Source organism: Mycobacterium sp., assembly GCF_019247615.1.
Taxonomy (GTDB): domain Bacteria; phylum Actinomycetota; class Actinomycetes; order Mycobacteriales; family Mycobacteriaceae; genus Mycobacterium.
The window spans coordinates 1-17,547 of sequence record NZ_JAFBAT010000251.1; the positions used below are offsets into that span (position 1 = coordinate 1).

At 64.9% G+C, this 17,547-nt stretch carries 18 protein-coding genes and 2 pseudogenes; 12 read left to right on the forward strand and 8 right to left on the reverse strand.

What is annotated here, in order from left to right:
- Positions 1-143: 143 nt before the first annotated feature.
- From JO059_RS17160 to JO059_RS17180, 5 genes are all read left to right on the forward strand, one after another.
- Positions 144-695, forward strand: a complete 552-nt coding sequence (locus JO059_RS17160; RefSeq protein ID WP_293320838.1) for a hypothetical protein — start codon at positions 144-146, stop codon at positions 693-695.
- 158 nt (positions 696-853) lie between these two features.
- Positions 854-1,246 (forward strand): hypothetical protein, encoded by a 393-nt coding sequence (locus JO059_RS17165; protein WP_293320810.1) that lies wholly within the window; start codon positions 854-856, stop codon positions 1,244-1,246.
- Positions 1,247-1,532: 286 nt separating this feature from the next.
- Complete coding sequence (locus JO059_RS17170; RefSeq protein ID WP_293320812.1) at positions 1,533-2,435, forward strand: DMT family transporter; 903 nt, start codon at positions 1,533-1,535, stop codon at positions 2,433-2,435.
- A gap of 166 nt (positions 2,436-2,601) precedes the next feature.
- Positions 2,602-3,942 (forward strand): CBS domain-containing protein, encoded by a 1,341-nt coding sequence (locus JO059_RS17175; protein ID WP_293320814.1) that lies wholly within the window; start codon positions 2,602-2,604, stop codon positions 3,940-3,942.
- Positions 3,939-5,606: an NRAMP family divalent metal transporter gene (locus tag JO059_RS17180; protein ID WP_293320816.1), complete on the forward strand. Its 1,668-nt coding sequence runs from the start codon at positions 3,939-3,941 to the stop codon at positions 5,604-5,606. The genes JO059_RS17175 and JO059_RS17180 overlap by 4 nt, the downstream gene beginning before the upstream one ends.
- Before the next feature lie 74 nt (positions 5,607-5,680).
- Here JO059_RS17180 and htpG read toward each other — a convergent pair whose 3' ends face one another.
- Positions 5,681-7,627, reverse strand: coding sequence for a molecular chaperone HtpG (htpG, locus tag JO059_RS17185; RefSeq protein WP_293320818.1), 1,947 nt, complete (start codon positions 7,625-7,627; stop codon positions 5,681-5,683).
- An 81-nt stretch (positions 7,628-7,708) separates the two neighbouring features.
- Between htpG and JO059_RS17190 the strand changes: the two genes are divergently transcribed.
- Positions 7,709-8,329: a TIGR03085 family metal-binding protein gene (locus JO059_RS17190; RefSeq protein WP_293320820.1), complete on the forward strand. Its 621-nt coding sequence runs from the start codon at positions 7,709-7,711 to the stop codon at positions 8,327-8,329.
- Between the two features lie 146 nt (positions 8,330-8,475).
- On the opposite strand, the gene JO059_RS17195 is transcribed toward JO059_RS17190, so the two are convergent.
- Positions 8,476-9,189, reverse strand: a complete 714-nt coding sequence (locus JO059_RS17195) for a VIT family protein (RefSeq protein ID WP_293320822.1) — start codon at positions 9,187-9,189, stop codon at positions 8,476-8,478.
- A gap of 255 nt (positions 9,190-9,444) precedes the next feature.
- On the opposite strand from JO059_RS17195, the gene JO059_RS17200 reads away from it, so the two are divergent.
- A complete protein-coding gene (locus JO059_RS17200; protein WP_293320824.1) occupies positions 9,445-10,026 on the forward strand; it encodes a chitin-binding protein in 582 nt (193 codons plus the stop codon).
- 53 nt (positions 10,027-10,079) lie between these two features.
- Here the strand turns inward: JO059_RS17200 and JO059_RS17205 are convergent.
- Positions 10,080-10,394 (reverse strand): annotated as a pseudogene (locus JO059_RS17205) (LLM class F420-dependent oxidoreductase); the annotation flags it as partial.
- 102 nt (positions 10,395-10,496) lie between these two features.
- Here JO059_RS17205 and JO059_RS17210 point away from each other — a divergent pair.
- Together JO059_RS17210 and JO059_RS17215 are read left to right on the forward strand one after the other, a co-directional pair.
- A complete protein-coding gene (locus JO059_RS17210; RefSeq protein ID WP_293320826.1) occupies positions 10,497-10,817 on the forward strand; it encodes a helix-turn-helix transcriptional regulator in 321 nt (106 codons plus the stop codon).
- Between the two features lies 1 nt (position 10,818).
- Positions 10,819-11,307: a hypothetical protein gene (locus tag JO059_RS17215; protein ID WP_293320828.1), complete on the forward strand. Its 489-nt coding sequence runs from the start codon at positions 10,819-10,821 to the stop codon at positions 11,305-11,307.
- Here the strand turns inward: JO059_RS17215 and JO059_RS17220 are convergent.
- The gene (locus JO059_RS17220; RefSeq protein ID WP_293320830.1) at positions 11,304-11,939 is read right to left on the reverse strand and encodes a class I SAM-dependent methyltransferase; all 636 of its coding nucleotides are present in this window, start codon (positions 11,937-11,939) and stop codon (positions 11,304-11,306) included. The genes JO059_RS17215 and JO059_RS17220 overlap by 4 nt on opposite strands.
- A 305-nt stretch (positions 11,940-12,244) precedes the next feature.
- On the opposite strand from JO059_RS17220, the gene JO059_RS17225 reads away from it, so the two are divergent.
- Positions 12,245-13,291, forward strand: coding sequence for a YihY/virulence factor BrkB family protein (locus JO059_RS17225; protein WP_293320832.1), 1,047 nt, complete (start codon positions 12,245-12,247; stop codon positions 13,289-13,291).
- Here the strand turns inward: JO059_RS17225 and JO059_RS17230 are convergent.
- From JO059_RS17230 to JO059_RS17240, 3 genes are all read right to left on the reverse strand, one after another.
- Positions 13,248-13,463, reverse strand: coding sequence for a DUF3072 domain-containing protein (locus tag JO059_RS17230; protein WP_293320834.1), 216 nt, complete (start codon positions 13,461-13,463; stop codon positions 13,248-13,250). The genes JO059_RS17225 and JO059_RS17230 overlap by 44 nt on opposite strands.
- 126 nt (positions 13,464-13,589) lie before the next feature.
- On the reverse strand, positions 13,590-14,195 hold the full coding sequence (locus JO059_RS17235) for a MarR family transcriptional regulator (RefSeq protein ID WP_293320836.1): 606 nt from the start codon (positions 14,193-14,195) through the stop codon (positions 13,590-13,592).
- Positions 14,192-15,778 carry a pyruvate, phosphate dikinase gene (locus JO059_RS17240; protein ID WP_293320840.1) on the reverse strand — a complete coding sequence of 529 codons (1,587 nt, stop codon included), beginning with the start codon at positions 15,776-15,778 and terminating at the stop codon, positions 14,192-14,194. The genes JO059_RS17235 and JO059_RS17240 overlap by 4 nt, the downstream gene beginning before the upstream one ends.
- A 150-nt stretch (positions 15,779-15,928) precedes the next feature.
- Between JO059_RS17240 and JO059_RS17245 the strand changes: the two are divergent.
- A pseudogene (locus JO059_RS17245) lies at positions 15,929-16,081 on the forward strand (MFS transporter); the annotation flags it as partial.
- A gap of 177 nt (positions 16,082-16,258) precedes the next feature.
- Here the strand turns inward: JO059_RS17245 and JO059_RS22980 are convergent.
- The gene (locus tag JO059_RS22980) at positions 16,259-16,417 is read right to left on the reverse strand and encodes a hypothetical protein (protein ID WP_366516237.1); all 159 of its coding nucleotides are present in this window, start codon (positions 16,415-16,417) and stop codon (positions 16,259-16,261) included.
- 524 nt (positions 16,418-16,941) lie between these two features.
- Here JO059_RS22980 and JO059_RS17250 point away from each other — a divergent pair.
- A partial coding sequence (locus JO059_RS17250; protein WP_293320842.1) for an FAD binding domain-containing protein occupies positions 16,942-17,547 on the forward strand: 606 nt, incomplete at its 3' end.

Consider the following 17,547-nt stretch of genomic DNA (forward strand, 5'->3'; position numbering starts at 1 on the left):
TAGTGTTGACCAAATTTACCCTGCCATGACTCCTGGATCGCCGCCACCCTGGTGTGACGTTTTGTCATAATCTGGTGACTGTGAGCGGCGACGCCTCTTCATCCAGTCGGTTGGGGCGCATTCCGCGCAGTCGCCTAACCGTGATCGTGGTGGTCGTGGCTGTCCTGCTGGTCGGTGTGCTTGCCTTCATCGCGGTGAAGCTGACGCAGAGTAAAAGAGGCGCTTTGCCCCCCACCGCGGCTCAGGCGCCACCGGAGAGTTTCGCCATTCCGGGCTGCTACAACATGTCGGCCCCGCCGGTCGAGCGTCCCAGGAAGCTCAACGTCCTGGGATGCGCCAGCGTAGCCGTTGCGCTGCAGGACATGTCGTGGAGCTCGTGGGGTCCACAGGGCGCCGACGGAACCGGCACCGCCGTTTTCAAGATCTGCGACCCCAATTGCGCGGCGGGTTATCAGCTCACCGATCCCGTCGTCGTGCACGCCTGGAATGCGGAGCCGCCGCGGCCCGACGCCATCTGTCAGCGGGGCCTGAAGATCTTCGGCGACGTCATCCTCGCCTTCCCGAAGGCGGTGCCGCCGCCCACCGCGCAGAAGATGAACACCCAGTACAACGGGATGCCGGCGGTGCACTACGTCAATTACGAGAGCGCCAATGCGCGCGACACACAGTTCATCGGCTACACCTTCTGCAACTAGGCGCGTGGTCAGACCTCGATGACGGCGGCGCCCCCCTGGCCCCACCTGCACGGAGCGGATCGACACCGCGAATCGGCTCAGATACCGTAATAGCAATAGTAGTGGGCTAAAGTTGGCCGAGGGTGTCTCTCCGGCCCCGGTCACGACACAATGAGCCCATGACCATCACGCCCTTGGTTGACCGCGACGCAAGCCCGTCCGCCGCTCATCGCATCGCCGCGATGCTGATCGGCGTGGGCACCCTCCATTTTCTGACGCCGAAACCGTTCGATGCCATTGTTCCCGCCGAATTGCCCGGAGGGGCACGGCTTTACACGTACGCATCGGGGGTTGCCGAACTGTCCATCGGGGCGCTGCTGCTGCCGCGACGCACCCGGCGGTCGGCGGCGCTGGCCGCCGCCCTGTTGTTCGTCGCGGTGTTCCCGGCAAACGTCAACATGGTCCGGCTGTGGTGGGACAAGCCCTGGCCCATGCGCATAGTCGCCATCGCCCGGCTTCCGCTGCAGATCCCGATGATCATGACCGCGCTCAAAATCAGGCGGGATAGCTGACGTACCACACCGGCAACACGAGTCCCTGCGGTAGGAGCGCGCGTTCTGCCCGCCTCCGAGCGACAATCGCGCGTCGACGCAGCTCGGCACCGCTGTCGGCGGGGTTCGTCGCTCCGAGTCGGGAGGCAGTTGGGTGCCGAGGAATTCGGAGGATGTTGCACAATGTGACCACCGCGGCGTGAACATGCGTCAACATTTCAATGTGTAATCCCCACAGCGGGAACCTGATTGGGCATCGGGATGTCCAATGCGGATTTCGCAGGGCCAGCGTTGTACAGGAGTCCCCGTGAGCAGAACAAGCATCTCAGCGCTCCTCGCGCTGGCCGCCGCGTTGATGATCGGCATCGGCGATGTCCTCGAACAACAATCCGCGCAGGAGGTCACCGACAAACGCGTCAGCACCTTCGACCTGTTCCGTCGACTGCTGCGCGATCGCCGTTGGTGGACCGGCAGCCTGGTGGCCGCCGCCGGTTTCGGACTGCAGGCCGCCGCACTCGGCTTCGGGTCCGTGGTGCTTGTGCAGGCGCTGTCGGTTACCTCGTTGCTGTTCGCCCTGTTGATCAGCGGCATCGTGAACCATCGAAGAATCACTCGCTGGCAGGCGATTTGGGCCCTGCTGCTCGCGGCCGCCGTCACCGTGGTGGTGACCGTCGGGAACCCACAAGCCGGAAACCCGCGCGGGTCGCTTCACACCTGGGCCGTCGTGGCCGCGGTCATGGGCGCGGGCCTTCTCCTGTGCGTGCTCGGCGCTCGTAAGTTCTCCGGTTCGGTCGGCGCGATGTTGCTGGGAGTGATGTCCGGTTCGATGTGGGGCCTGTTCTCGGTACTGACAAAGGGCGTGGTCGACCAGCTTGGCCACGGTATTCCGGCATTGTTGCGCACGCCGGAGTTGTATGTGTGGGCGCTGTTGGGGATCTCCGCCACGGCCTGGGAGCAGTCGGCGTTTCGGGCCGGCCCGTTGACGGCCTCACTGCCCGCGGTGACTGTCACCGAGCCCCTCGTCGGATCGGTGCTCGGTATCACCGTGCTCGGTGAAACGCTGAACACCACCCATACAGGGATGGTCGCTCTTTGCGTGTCGGTCGCGGTGATGATGGCGGCCACGGTGGCGCTGGCCCACAGCCAGGCCGCCACGACCCCGACGGCCGGATCGGCGCAAGCAAATTCACCTGAGCCCAAGCGCGTGTGACTAGTCGCTGAATCGCCGCCGGCCGTTCACCCAATGGCTGTGGCTGACCGCCATGAGGGCGGCGTATGCTCTGGCGGTTTCGAGCCGAACGCGCACATGGCATGCTGACAAATGGCCTCGCGCATAATTGTTCGCGAGTTCATCGAGCGGCCCTGTGGAGGGATAAGTGAGCACATCAGACGAACAGCACGAGCCCAGCGGAGAACTGCCGGTGATCCATCTCTCTCAACTGCTGCGTGCGCCGGTGCTGTCCCGCTCGGGCGAGACCGTCGGTCGCGTCGAGGACGTGATCGTACGGTTGCGCAGCGCGGAGGAATATCCGTTGGTGACCGGCATCGTCGCCGGCGTCGGCGGGCGGCGAGTCTTCATCGGTAGCAAATCCATCCACGAGTTCGAACCGAAGCAGATCGTGATGGCCAAGAACAAGGTGGACCTTCGCGGTTTCGAGCGCCGCGAGGGTGAGGTGCTGCTGCGCGCGGATGTGCTCGGGCACCGGCTGATCGATGTGGCCGCGGTCGAGTTGGTGCGTGCCTACGACGTCGAGCTGGAAGACACGGGCGCCGGCTGGGTGCTCGCGAGGCTCGATACCCGGCGTCCCCCAAGGCTTTTCGGATTGATCAAGGGCTCCGGCGGGCACGCGCCCCGCGACTGGAAGGCGTTCGAACCGCTGATCGGCCATGCCCGCTCCAACGCCCTGCGCCGCCTTTCCGGCCGGGTCGGCGGGTTCAAACCCGCCGAGATCGCCGACCTTCTCGAGGACGCCGACAAGGGCGAAGCCGGTGAAATCCTCGATCGGGTGCAAAGCGATCCCGAGCTGGAAGCCGACGTTTTCGAGGAGCTCGAACCCGAGAAGGCGAGCCGGCTCCTGGACGACATGCGCGACGACAAGGTCGCGGCCCTCTTGGGCCGGATGCGCGCCGACGACGCCGCCGACGCAATCGCGGACCTCCGCCAATCTCGCCGGCGGCGCGTACTGGACCTGATGCCGATCGCGCAACGCACCAAGGTGATCACCCTGATGGGATTCAACCCCGAAAGTGCCGGCGGCTTGATGAACGTCGACTTTGTTTCGTGCGCCTCCAGTGCAACCGCGGGCACGGCATTGGCGCTGATCGCGGATGCCCGCACCATACAGCCCGAGGCGCTCATCAAGATGCATGTCCTCGACGAGGACAAGCGCCTGGCCGGTGTGGTCTCCGTGATCGCCTTACTTCAGGCTCAACCGAGCGAAAGCGTTGGCGCCCTTATGGATTCCGATCCAGTGCGGGTCACCGCCGACGCCGATCTGACAGACATCGCGCTCTTGATGGCAGACTTCAACCTTTACAGCATCCCCGTGGTCGACGATCAGGACCGCGTGCTCGGCGTGGTCACGGTCGACGATGTCCTGGAGGCCACCATTCCCGAGGACTGGCGTCGCCGCGAACCGGCCCCGCGCCCGGTCCGCGAATTCACCCAACCCGACGACGAGCGCAACGCTCCTGTGGGGGGAGGTGAGGCGCCGTGACCTCGGGCGCTGACGAAGCCACCCGGCCCGAGGCGCCGGCCGAACAAGTCGCGCCGAGGAGCAGCGCGGTGCTCGACACCGCCCATCTGGGTGACATCGAGGGCGCCTTCGGGCGCATCAGCGTCGGGGAGACGGACCATCCCCGCACGTTGAAGACCCGGCTGCTGACTCTGCTGGCTATCGTCGGTCCAGGGATCATCGTGATGGTCGGCGACAACGACGCCGGTGGAATCGCCACGTACGCCCAAGCCGGCCAGAACTACGGCTATTCCCTGCTGTGGGTGCTGCTGCTGCTCGTCCCGGTGCTGATCGTCAACCAGGAGATGGTGGTCCGCCTTGGCGCGGTGACCGGTGTGGGGCATGCCCGGTTGATCAACGAACGGTTCGGCCGCGGTTGGGGCTGGTTTTCCGTCGGCGACCTGTTCTTGCTCAACTTCTTGACGATCGTCACCGAATTCATCGGCATCACCCTGGCCGCCGACTACATCGGCATCTCCAAATACATCGTCGTACCGATTGCGGCGGCCGCACTGGTAGCGATCATGGCCAGCGGCAGTTTCCGGCGCTGGGAGCGCGCCATGTTCGTCTTCATCGCCATCACCCTGTTGCAGATCCCGATGCTGTTGATGTCGCATCCGCAATGGGCGCACGCAGCGAAATCGCTTGTCGTGCCGAGTATCGCGGGTGGCGTGAGCTCGGATGCGGTGCTATTGATCATCGCCATCGTCGGCACCACGGTGGCCCCCTGGCAGCTGTTTTTCCAGCAGTCCAACATCGTCGACAAACGCATCACGCCCCGGTTCATGGCGTACGAACGGGCCGACACCGTGCTCGGAGCCTTCGTCGTGATCGTCGGCGCCGCCGCGCTGCTCATGACCGGCGACTGGGCGGCGCGGTCCACCAACACCGTCGGCGGCTTCACCGACGCCGGCGCGGTCGCGCATTTGCTCGGCCAGCACAGCGCGACGCTCGGCTCGTTCTTCGCCATCGTGCTGCTGGATGCCTCGATCATCGGCGCGGCCGCGGTGACCCTGGCTACCAGCTACGCGTTCGGCGACGTGTTCGGCCTGAAGCACTCGCTGCATCGCGGATTCGCCGACGCCAAACAGTTCTACGTGTCCTACACCGCCATGGTGGTATTGGCGGCGGCGATCGTGTTGATTCCCGGCGCCCCGCTCGGTTTGATCACCACCGCCGTACAGGCCCTCGCAGGACTGCTTTTGCCCAGCGCCAGCGTGTTTCTGCTGCTGTTGTGCAATGATCGTGAAGTGTTGGGGCCCTGGGTCAATCGGCCCTGGCTCAACTGGGTCGCCGGGGTGATCGTCGGCACCCTGCTGCTGCTGTCGGGCATCCTGATGGCCACCACCCTGTTCCCCCACATCGACGTCGTCGCGGTCGCGGGCTACCTCGCCCTGGCGCTGGTCCTACTCGCGGTCGCCGCGGTTCCGGTGCTGCGCTGGATGGCCCGTCGTCAGCCGGCGCCACCGGCTCCGAAAACCCCGGTGCGCCCGGTCGACCGCAGCACCTGGCGGATGCCGCCCCTGACCCTGCTCGAACCGGTCACCTGGTCTCCTGGCACCCGACTCGGCATGATCGCCCTGCGCAGCTACCTGGTGATCGGCGCGGTGCTGCTGGTGGTCAAAGCTGTCCAGCTCAGCCGCTGAGCCGCTTGTCGCGGCGCAGTAGCTGAGCGGCGTTTCGCCACCGCCCATCGCCGGCGACGCGAACCAAGAACGCCCTACACCGTGCGAGCCAGCCGGTCGGCAAGCAACTCAGCGAACCGTGCCGGATCCTCGAGTGCACCGCCTTCAGCTAAGAGTGCTGTGCCATAGAGCAATTCGGCGGTCTCGGCGACAGCGGCATCGTCGGCGCGGTCCTTATGCGCATCCCGTAGGCCGGTGACAAGCGGGTGTTTCGGGTTGAGTTCGAGGATCCGCTTTCCGACCGGAACGGTCTGGCCGGAGGCACGGTAGAGGCGCGCGAGCGCCGGCGTGATGCCGAAGGCGTCGGTGATCAGGCAGGCCGGCGACTCGGTCAGCCGGGTCGACAGCCGCACTTCCTTGACGTGGTCGCTCAGGGTGTCCTTCAACCAGTTCAGCAGGTCGGAGAACTCTTTTTGCTGCTCCTCGCGCTCGGCGTCGCTTGATTCATCCCCCGAACCCAGGTCCACCTCGCCCTTTGCCACCGACTGCAAGGGTTTGCCGTCGAACTCCGTCACGGTCCCTACCCACACCTCGTCAACCGGGTCGGTAAGGACCAACACCTCGTAGCCCTTAGCCTTGAATGCCTCCAGGTGCGGGGACTTCAGGATTTGCTGGCGGGTCTCGCCCGTAGCGTAGAAGATCTTTTCCTGGCCATCGTTCATCCGTTCGACGTACTCGGCCAGGGTCGTGGACTCCTCGTCACTGTGTGTTGAGGCGAACGACGAAATGCGCAGCAGGGTGTCCTGGTTGTCGAAGTCCGACAGCAAACCCTCTTTGAGGACCCTGCCGAACTGGGTCCACAAGGTGCGGTAATCGTCGGGCCGCTCGGATTGCATCTCCGTGATGGTCGACAGGACCTTCTTGGTCAGCCGACGACGGATCGCCTTGATCTGCCGGTCTTGCTGCAGAATTTCCCGGGAAACGTTGAGCGACAGGTCCTGCGCGTCGACGACACCTTTGATGAAGCGCAGGTATTCCGGCATGAGCTCGTCGCAATCGCCCATGATGAACACGCGCTTGACGTACAGCTGGACCCCCGTGTGGGCGTCCCGGTTGAACAGGTCGAACGGCGCGTGGGACGGGATGAACAGCAACGCCTGATACTCGAAGGTGCCCTCGGCCCTCATGGTGATGACCTCGAGCGGATCGTCCCACGCGTGTGCGATGTGCTTGTAGAACTCTTTGTACTCCTCGTCGGACACCTCTTCTTTGGGCCTGGCCCAGAGCGCCTTCATCGAGTTGAGGGTCTCGGATTCGATCGTGACGGTTTCTTCGCCACCTGCCCCTTCGCCGTCTGAAGCAGCGGGTTCCCGCCGCTCGACTTCCATCCGGATCGGCCAGGCGATGAAGTCGGAGTACTTCTTGATCAGGTTCCTGATCTTCCACTCCGCCGTGTAGTCGTGGAGCTCGTCCTCGGCGTCTTCGGGCTTCAGGTGCAGCGTGACTGACGTTCCCTGCGGAGCGCCCTCGACGGATTCGATCGTGTAAGTACCCTCACCGCTGGATTCCCACCGCGTGGCTTCGCTCTCGCCGGCTTTGCGCGTCAGCAACTCGACCTTGTCGGCCACCATGAAAGACGAGTAAAAACCGATACCAAACTGGCCGATCAATTCTTCGGAGGCGGCAGTGTCCTTGAGGTTCTTGGCCTCTCGCAACTGCTCGCGCAACTCCGCGGTGCCCGACTTGGCCAGGGTTCCGATCAAGTCCACGACCTCGGCGCGAGTCATCCCAATGCCGTTGTCGCGGACCGTCAGGGTGCGGTTTTCCTTGTCCGTCTCGATCTCGATGTGCAGATCGGAGGTGTCGACTTCGAGGTCCTTGTTGCGGAACGCTTCCAGCCGCAGCTTGTCCAGCGCATCGGAGGCGTTGGAGATCAGCTCCCGCAAGAACGAATCCTTGTTGGAGTAGACCGAGTGGACCATCAAATCCAGCAGTTGCCGGGCCTCTGCCTGAAACTCCAACTGCTCGACACGTGCGTTCATGAGATTTCCTTCGTCGACATATCATGCGAATTTACTAGGTCCGAAGCGACCTGCGCTGGGGCCCAAGGGAAGGGGAATCAGGTGACCATTGCTCAACGCGAACGTGCCGCCCTCGTCGAGACAATGCGTGGTGTCGGACCGGACGCACCCACTCTCTGCGAGGGCTGGAAGACGCGGGATTTGGCCGCCCACCTGGTGATCCGGGAATACCGCCTGGACGCCGCGCCCGGCATTGTCATCCCCTTTTTCGCTTCCCACACCGCCAATGTGCAGAAGCAGGTCACCGAGCGGGCCGGTTGGGACGACTTGATGGACAAGGTCGCGGCCGGTCCGCCGATCTACTCGCCGCTCAAGCTGCTCGACCCGGTGGCCAACGTCGCCGAGATGTTCATTCACCACGAGGACGTGCGCCGGGCACAGCCGGGCTGGGAGCCGCGCGTGCTCGAACAAGGACTGGTCGGCGCGCTGCGTCGCACGCTGCCGTTGATGGGCAGGCTGACGCTCGCGAAGGTCCCTGGCCGGGTCGTGTTGCGCACCCAGGATGGCAAGACGGTGCTCGGCGTGGGCCGCGGCCCGACCGTTGTGGTGACCGGAACACCCGAGGAATTGCTGCTGTTCGCCGTCGGCCGGGAGGCGCGGGTCGAGCTGGATGGTGATGAGTCGGCGGTGCAGGCGGTTCGCGACGCGCCGAAGGGGCTCTGAACGACCCCGTCACGCGGCCACTTCGGCGCCACGAGGAGGGTGACATCCGCCCCAGAAAGTCGGTAGCGCATGCGCTGTGAAGATCGGCCGGGCGACGCGGCCGTGGTTCGTTCTCGCCCTGCCCGGTTATCGAGTAACGATTTTCGTCACGCGATGGCGGCGCCCACCAGGTGGCCGATCGCGTAGGTGATCGCCAGCGCCAGACCGCCACCGATGACATTGCGAATCACCGCGCGGCCCTGCGGCGCGCCACCCAGTCCCGCCGACACCGCCCCGGTGAGCACCAAAGCCAGGAGTACCGCTACGACGGTGGCCGGGATCCGCCAAGCCGCGGGCGCCACCAAGATCACGATCAACGGCAAGAGTGCGCCCAACGTGAACGACAGCGCCGAGGACAGCGCCGCGTGCCACGGGTTGCTGAGCTCGTCGGGGTCGATACCCAGTTCAACTTCGGCATGAGCGGCGAAAGGATTGTGGTCGGTGAGTTCCTCGGCCACGGTGCGCGCGGTCGCCGGCGTCAGGCCTTTGCCTTCCAGCAACTCGGCAAGTTCGTCCAACTCGGCGGCCGGATCGTCCTGCAACTCCTGAAGTTCCTTGGCCAACAACGCCTGTTCGGTGTCCCGCTGGGTGCTGACCGAGACGTATTCTCCCAACGCCATCGACACGGCGCCGGCTGCCAGACCGGCGATTCCAGCAGTCATTATCGGAGCGCGTGCCGCCGTCGCCGCCGCTACGCCGACGACAATCCCCGCCGTGGAGACGATTCCGTCGTTGGCACCCAGGACTCCTGCCCGCAGCCAATTCAGCTTCGATGAAACCGAACCCACATGGGGCTCGGCGGCATGGGATGTGGTCGACACGGCCGCAACGATATACATCGAAATGGCCGCTGACCAGCCAACAAAGGCTTGCCAAAGCTAGACGACCCTTACCTTATTTCCGGTTGAGAGGTCGCTCACCGATCGCGTAATGCCCTACTGGTTGGGCGATTTGGGAGCGCGGACCTCGGCCCGAAGGCCATGCATGTGGCCTGCACAGCGGATCCATAGACAGGCTATTTAGCGTGGAGGCCGTCAGGGGGTGAAGGCACTCACTTATGGACGGATGAGGGAACCATGAAACAGATGCGAATCATTGCGGGGGGAACCATCGCCGGTGCTCTAGTCGCCGCGGCGCTGGGTATGGGCGCTGGTTCGGCGACCGCCGCTCCGGGGGCGCCGCCGCCGGCTCCACCAGGGGGCCATGGCGCGCCGCCGGCGGACAAGTATGGAGGGCCGGCGCCGGGGGACGTTCAACCACCGGCCGGCCTCGGCGTTCCGGGCGGCCCCGGAGACCACGGCGGACCTCTAGGTGGTCCGGGCGGTCCCCCGCCTGGTCAGCCGGGCGGTCCCGCTGGGCCTCCGGTCGATCAGCGGGGCGATCCCGGACCTGCTCGGCTGGGTGACCACGACAGCCCCGGCCAATGGCGCGGCGATCCTCAGCGCGGCTACTTCCACGGCGCGCCGTGGGGTGACGGACCCGCCCCCTGGGGATGGGGGGCGCCACCGAGGCCGGCCTGGGACAGGCCGCTCCCGCCGCCCGGGGAGCGTTGGGCGTACGGCCCGGTCAACTACTGGGGCTACGGCGAAACACCCGTCTGGGATCCCGGATTCAACCAGTGGGGCTTTTGGTTCTTCGGAGTCTGGATCCCGCTGTAAGGGGCAATCCGGGCCGCTCCGTCACCGAGTCGGTCCGGGGAGTTGTGTTCTAACTAGCCAACTCCGAGGTTGATTTCGTCGACCACCCATTGGGTGTAGTCGAGGTACTCGTCGATGCCGAGGACGGCGGACACTGGCACGGCGCTGGATGCAACGCCTTGCCCGGCGGCCCAACTCAAGCAGTCGACAATCTCTTGGGCGCTCCGACCAGGACATGCATGCGGATCGCGACGGGCGCGATGCCCCTCAGGGCCGGATGCGAATTTGGCTGCCGGTTTGAGCGCGGCATCGGCGTCACCTCCGATCCAAATCGGAAGGTGCGGCTGCTGAACGGGTTTGGGCTCGAATGCGATGTCCCAAAATGACATTCTGGTGTGTGACGGCTTAACGACGGCGTCGACCACGCCGCGGGGGTGTGCGCAACCCAACGCCGCAGATCGTAATATAGCAGAACTGCTATAATCTGAAGGATGACGTCATACGGTGGCGACTTGATCCGCGAGGCGCGGCGGCGCGCAGGCCTCACGCAGGCGCAGTTGGCAAGCGATGCCGATACGACCCAATCGGCGATCGCCCGTTGGGAATCCGGCCGCACCGCAGTCAGTCTCGACGACGTCCGGCGCTTGGTGCGCCTGTGTGGCTTCGAGCTCGAGCTCATGCTCGTACCGCGCGACGACAGTGACATGGCCCAGGCGAAACGGCTTGCCGGCCTCAGCGGGCAGGAACGGATCGAGCGCCATGCCCGGGTGGCACGTCAGCTCACGGCGCTTCGACAGGCTGGACGGAGTTGACGTGGAGCTCGACCTCGCCCGCATCGTGGAGGCCTTGAGCCGAAACAAGGTGGCGTACATCCTGATCGGCGGCCTGGCCGCGGTCTACCACGGCTCGCCCTTCCCGACGGAGGACGCCGACATCACCCCCGAGACGGACCGGCGAAACCTCGACAAGTTGGCCACCGCGCTACGCGAACTCAACGCGCGAGTCCGCACCGACTCCGCGCCGGGCGGCCTGCCTTTCCGTTGTGACGGCGAGACACTCGCCGCCGGTAAGACGTGGAGCCTCACCACCGACGCCGGCGATCTCGATGTCACTTTCCAGCCGTCCGGCACACGCGGATACCGTGATCTACGCCGCGATGCGGCCCGCGTCCAGCTCTACGGCGCGACCGTGAGCATCGCATCGCTAAGCGACGTCATCCGATCGAAGCAAGCGGCCAACCGGCCCAAGGACCAGCGAATGCTGCCGACCCTGCGCGAAATCCTTGCCCAGCGACACGGTTAGCTCTTGGTCCCCACCGTGATCAGGTCCGAGACAATGCGCGTCCAGAAGGGACGCGGGATGCGGTGCTGATCGCTGACGGTGAAGCCGGCCTCTTCGAACAAGGTCCGCATCTCGGCCGGTGACGCGTTGTGCTGCGGCTTCCATCGATTGGACGCGGACGCCTGCAGCATCGGCTGCCGCGTGCTCAAAGCCGAAACGGCCACCAGCCCGCCTGAGGCCAGCACACGATGGAATTCTCTCAAGGCTGCCGGCTGGTCGAAGAAGTGAAACGCCGACGTTGTGACGACCGCGTCGAGCGCGCCGTCGTTGAAAGGCAATTGCTCGGCCGGACCGCGCAACCACATCACCCGCTCGGATCTCGCCCGCGCCTGGGCGAGCATGCCGTCGCTCATGTCGACGCCGTAGATCGCCTCAGGGTGCAGTTCGCGCTCGATCCGATCACTGAGAATGCCTGTGCCGCAGGCGATGTCAGCGATCTTACGCGCCCCGCGAGAGCGCAGCTGCGCGATTACCTCGTCGTGCGGCGGGCGGTACACCCACTGCTGCAAGAAAGGGAGGTCGTAGGCCGGTGCAAGGAAACTCCACATCCTGGTGACCGCGTCGTTGAGTCCGCGGCGTTGGGCTGCCGTCATCTGCTCAGTATGGAGGTGGGGCTGGCGATCGGCGGCCTGAAAACCTCCTCCCGCATCTTGGCGCGTATGGCCTGAGGGCGCTGATTACCGATTGAGTCGCCGCACAGGGATGTCGACCGGCGTGATTTCAGGTACCGCCCAGTGTGGAGGTGACCGCCGCGAGGGGGAAGGTTCGGTGGCCGGCGACGATTCGCACCGCCCAACATCGGCCGGCGCTGGCCCAGCGAATCGACGTGGCGGTTGACGGGCGCCCAATCGGGGTATGACCAGCTGGGTATCGGATTCGATCGTTGAAGTGAGAGTGGATGGTTGGCTGGTTGGACAGGCTGCAGCGACGGAATCGCCCCGTCGGCGTCGCCATCGCGGTCATCTACAAATACCTCGACGATCAGGGCGGTTATCTATCCGCCCTGATCACGTACTACGGCTTCGTGTCGCTGTTTCCGCTGCTGCTCCTTTTGACTACAGGCCTCGGGGTGGTCCTGTCCGGGCGACCCGACCTGCAAGAGCAGGTGCTGCACAGCACGCTGAGCCAATTCCCGGTCATCGGCACGCAGCTGCATCAGCCCCAGGGGCTCAGCGGAGGGACCGTCGCCGTGGTAGTCGGCGTCCTCGGCGCGCTCTACGGCGGTCTGGGCGTCGGCCAGGCCGTACAGAATGCGATGGATTCGGTGTGGGCGGTCCCGAGAGACAAGCGTCCTAACCTGATCCGATCGCGCTTGCGCAGCCTGCTTTTGCTGCTCGTGCTGGGTTCGGCCGCCATTACCGCCACTGTCCTCTCCGCGGTCGGGCAGGCGACCGGCACGCTCGGTGTCTTCGGCAAGCTCTGCGTCATTCTCGCGACCGTAGGGATCAACTGGCTGATTTGCTTGGTAGCTTTGCGCGTGACCACCGCGCGAGCTCTCACCTACCGCGAGGTTTGGCCCGGAGCGCTTGCGGCGGCCATCATTTGGCAGGTCTTGCAGTGGTTCGGCGCGGGTTACATCCGACACACGGTAAAGACCGCCAGTGCCACCAACAGCGTCTTCGCCTTGGTGCTGGGCCTGCTGGCATTCCTTTTCCTGGTGTCCTCGACGCTGGTGCTGTGTGCTGAGATCAACGTCGTTCTGGTCGAGCGGCTGTATCCGCGCGCGTTGCTCACTCCCTTCACCGATGCTGCGGAACTCACGCCGGCCGATCGCAAAACCTACACCAAGAAGGTAAAAGCCGAGCGAGTCAAGGGCTTTCAGCGTGTTAGTGTCAGGTTTCGCAAGCTGAGCACTAAAGACACCCCTGCGGCTTCACCATCGTCGGCAACAGACGAGCCGGCTAATGGGCACCCCGGCCCGTCTGCCGCTGCAACTCGTCGATGAGTTCTGACGCTTCCGCCTTGGTCATATCCTCGGGAACCTCGCGCCCTGCCTCCTGCGCAAGGGTGTGCACGTAGCTGCGCTGCGGTCCCGTCATCGGCTCGTCACCGGTCACCCAGTCAGACGTGTCCTTGCGCGGATTCTCCCGTGGTGCTTGTTGCATGTCGTCAGTCATGCATTCGGAATAGCCCTCGCACATGTGTGCGAAACCTGGTTTTTTGGTGGCACGGAAAGCTGCCCGCCCCTCACCGACAAAGCGGGCGCCTTGGGCATTTGTCGCTCGGAGGCGGGCAGTAGACCATTAGCTCGCGTGACCCGCGCGGGCCTCACCTTCGCGGGTCAGGCCGGCCGCACCGATCAGCTCTTCGTGCAATTCGAACCACACGGTGTGGTAAGAGTCGATCATCGGCCGGGTCAGCCACATCGCCTCTCCCCGCTGGACTTTGGCATAAGCGGCGTCCAGCCTCCGCTCGTATGCCGACAGCCTCGGGATCTGAGCGGCAACCGTCGCGACGATCGGAATGACGCGCTGATGGATGTCGTCCAGACGTGCTAGCACCGCGGCGTCGTAGTCGGAGTCGTCATGCGTGTTGGGTTGGCCGTCCTTGAGTTGCCAATCCGTCACGCACTCCTTGAAATCCGCATTCACTGGGCGGAATTCACGATATGCGGCCACGATAGCGTCCAAGTCGACCGCCTGCCGTTCCGCCGTCAACAGCTCTTCCAGCCGAGCACGTCCCTCCTGGGACAGACGCAAAGTAGTGGAGTCGAGCACCAGGCCCGAGTCGGTGAGGCGCGCGACCGTCTCGGCGATCGCCGACGCGTCATCATCGATAACGGGCGCCAAGTCTTCAGGGCTGACGCGGCCCTTGAGTCGAATCGCTTGCAGCACATCAAGTTCGATCATTCGGGGTCCCTCGGTGGCTTCCCGCAGGCGTGCAGCGCGGTGAGCATCGTAACTAGGGGCTTGGCCGATACGACGTCGGTGTGTCCGGCGGCGATGGCTGCCCCGACAGCCGAGGGTGACGTGTCGTCCAGACGAATGTAAGGACCGCCGGAGTATGCCCGCAACGGACTTGCCGCACGGGCAATCTCGGCGAGCTCGACCAAGTCGGGCGAGTCGCGCTCCGACCACGCGCTGAGCTCCAAAGCACCTTCAAGGACCTCACCGGCCGTACCGTCGACGGTGATGAGCTTGCCCTCAACCGCCTCGGCCACCCCGGCGCCGCAGCCGACCACCGCCGGACGGTCGATCTCGCGGCTCACCACGGCGGCGTGGGAGGTGACGCCCCCCACTTCCGTCACGATGCCGCGGGCCACCAACATCCCGCCCACATCGTTGGGGCTGGTCGACGACCGCACCAGAATAACGTCTTCACCGTTTTCGGCCGCGTCAATGGCGGCGTCGACATCGGCATAGGCCCGCCCCGAAGCGACGCCCGGGGAGGCCGGAAGACCGCGGGCCAGCAGGGGTGCGGCCATCCTGGTCTCGGGCTGCGGGGATGGCGATAGCAGCGTCTCGATGTGCCCGGGCGTCACCCGGCGCAGGGCCTCGGCGTCATCGATGAGGCCCTCGGCGCGAAAACGTAACGCCAGACGCACTTCAGCCTGCGCCGATCGTCGTGCGGTGCGAGCCTGCAGCAGCCAAAGCCGCCCCTCTTCGACAGTGAACTCGATGTCTTGCGCCTCGCGGTAGAGCTTCTCGAGTTCGCGCGCCGCGGCCACCACCTGGGCGTACACCTCGGGCTGCTCGTCATGCAAGGCGCTGATGGGTTCGCAGTCCGTGGACCCCGACACCACCTGATTGCCCTGACCGCGCGGCAGCCACTCACCGAACGGTTCGTCCTCGCCGGTCATTGGATTGCGCGACAACAGCACTCCGCTGCCCGACAAATCCCCCATGTTCCCAAACACCATGGCTTGCACCACAATTGCGGTACCACCAACGTGATCAAGATTGTGATGGCGCCGATACGTGCGCGCCCGCGACGAATTCCAGGACCGGAACACCGCCTCGATCGCGCCGCGCAGCTGGCCCTGGGCGTCAGCGGGAACCACACCCTTGTTGTCCCCCAGGACGATTCGCCGATACGCCTCGTGGAATCGCCGGCGGGTGTCTTCGGCGAAATCCGCGGTGAACGCCGCCGTCAGCTCTTGGTGCACGGCGTCGGTGATGCCGAGATTCAGTACCGAATCGAGCATGCCCGGCATCGACACGGCGGCGCCGCTGCGCACACTGACCAGCAACGGTCGCCCGCCCCCGCCAAATGAGCGTCCCGTTTCCCGCTCCAGCCACGCCATTGCTCCCAAAATTTGATCCCAGAGGGCGTCGAGGGTGTGCTCCGGGTTGGCGAAGAAGCGCCCACACACTTCGGTGGTGATGCAAAACGCCGGCGGCACCGGCAAACCGTGGGCACGCATCACGTCGATGCCGTGTGCCTTGTTTCCGAGCAGCTCCCGCGACAGCCCAGAACTACCGGTCAAACGCACGACCGGCGGTGCGCTGAATCCGGCCGCGCCGTCAGCCACCGCGCCGCTCGGCGCGCCATGACACATGACATTTGACGTTACGCCAGATGCGTCGCCCGACCGGTATCAGTGGCCACGTCAGCCACGTGAGTATCGTGAGCGAGCCATGAGATGTCGGGAGGTTGCGCAATGAGCACAGTCGTCGGCCAGATTTCGAGGCGTCGAGTCGCCGTCGCCTCGATGGTGGGCACGACGGTAGAGTTCTATGACTTCTACATCTATGCCACGGCCGCCGTCTCCGTTTTCCCGCACCTGTTCTTCCCAAGGGCGATCACAGCACCGCGCCGTTGCCGCCGTTGCCGCCGGGGGCGCCCGAGCCGCCTTTGCCGCCATTGCCGGAGAGCATCCCGCCGGGGCGGCCTGTCTTGCCCGGTGCCGGGCGTCCCATTGGCGCCGTTACCGATCAGCCGGCGCTGCAACAGTGCTTCAGGGGTGCGATGATCACTCCCAGCACGTCTTGCAGTGGTGACGCCTGCCTCCTTGCTGCGGGCATACGCGCACGCGCACGCGCGCAAGGCCTGCACGAATTGCTTGGAACGCCGCCGCCTTGGCGCCGAGGGCCTGATAGCTCTGCGCCTGGGAGCCGAACAGTGCCGCCACGGCCGCCGAGAGCAATCGGCACCGGCCGCAAGCACTTGCGTGGTCGGGGCGTGCAGCTCACTCGCATTTCTTGAGGTTCGCGTGAATGCCGTATGGAAAGCCGCGGCTGCAGAAACTAAGACATTGGGGCACGGGGTGCCTGTGCGATCTGGCCGGCGCAGTAGCGGTCCAGGAAGCCGGCTGACAACGCGACCAGCAGCCAGACGACGGCACGCCATCCCACTCTCGGGCGCAACCCCCCCGACCGGGACCCGCAGCGTTCCCGAATCCGGCTATGTCCTAAGCCAATCCGATGGCATGACTCGACATCTCCTGCGGAAAGGCATTGGCGAGGACGCTGACCGACACCGGGGAAGATGCCCGCGGCGGTGCCAATCGGACATACCCACATGCGATCGACGACGCGCTGAGGAGGCACCGAATTCCGCGAGCACAAAATGCCCGAAATGCTTCCCGAATCCGGGTTGAGATTTACAGTTGGTCTGCTCTCGCACAGCTTCGCAGCTAGTCAACGGGGTGGCCACCTGGATCTGAACACCGTCACTGACCTAGTCCGCCGGCCGACGGATCGACCGGGCGCAAACTGGTCCGTCGGCGATGCGTGGCTCGCCGGGGGGACTTGGCTGTTTTCTGAGCCGCAGCCCACCCTGCGCCGGTTGGTCGACCTCACAGAACTTGGCTGGCCCAGCCTGGTGCCTCAAGCCGAAGGTCTCGAGATCGCCGCGACGTGCACGATCCGAGAACTGCACGAGTTTGTGCCGCCCAACGACTGGCCGGCCGGCAGCCTGTTGCGCACCAGCTGTGAGGCGTTCCTAGCGTCGTTCAAGGTATGGAACGCCGCGACGGTGGGTGGCAATATCTGCATGTCCCTGCCTGCCGGACCGATGATCACCATGACCGTGGCACTCGAAGCGACCTATCACCTGTGGGGCGCGGACGGAACCGAACGAACCATCGCGGCAAAGGATTTCGTTGTCGGCAACCATAAAAATGTGCTACGGCCGGGGGAAATCTTGCGCAGCGTACACATCTCCAACGATGCCCTGTGCAAGCGCAGCACGCACCGGCGCTTCACGCTGACCAAGCTTGGCCGATCGACGATATTCATGATTGCGACCCAGCGGCCAGCC

Bases quoted from the DNA above. Each gene is read 5' to 3' on its own strand.
- JO059_RS17210 (WP_293320826.1), top strand. From the start codon at position 10,497: ATGACGTCATACGGTGGCGACTTGATCCGCGAGGCGCGGCGGCGCGCA.
- JO059_RS17200 (WP_293320824.1), top strand. From the start codon at position 9,445: ATGAAACAGATGCGAATCATTGCGGGGGGAACCATCGCCGGTGCTCTA.
- JO059_RS17165 (WP_293320810.1), top strand. From the start codon at position 854: ATGACCATCACGCCCTTGGTTGACCGCGACGCAAGCCCGTCCGCCGCT.
- htpG (WP_293320818.1), bottom strand. From the start codon at position 7,627: ATGAACGCACGTGTCGAGCAGTTGGAGTTTCAGGCAGAGGCCCGGCAA.
- JO059_RS17235 (WP_293320836.1), bottom strand. From the start codon at position 14,195: ATGATCGAACTTGATGTGCTGCAAGCGATTCGACTCAAGGGCCGCGTC.
- JO059_RS17225 (WP_293320832.1), top strand. From the start codon at position 12,245: ATGGTTGGCTGGTTGGACAGGCTGCAGCGACGGAATCGCCCCGTCGGC.
- JO059_RS17230 (WP_293320834.1), bottom strand. From the start codon at position 13,463: ATGACTGACGACATGCAACAAGCACCACGGGAGAATCCGCGCAAGGAC.
- JO059_RS17220 (WP_293320830.1), bottom strand. From the start codon at position 11,939: ATGACGGCAGCCCAACGCCGCGGACTCAACGACGCGGTCACCAGGATG.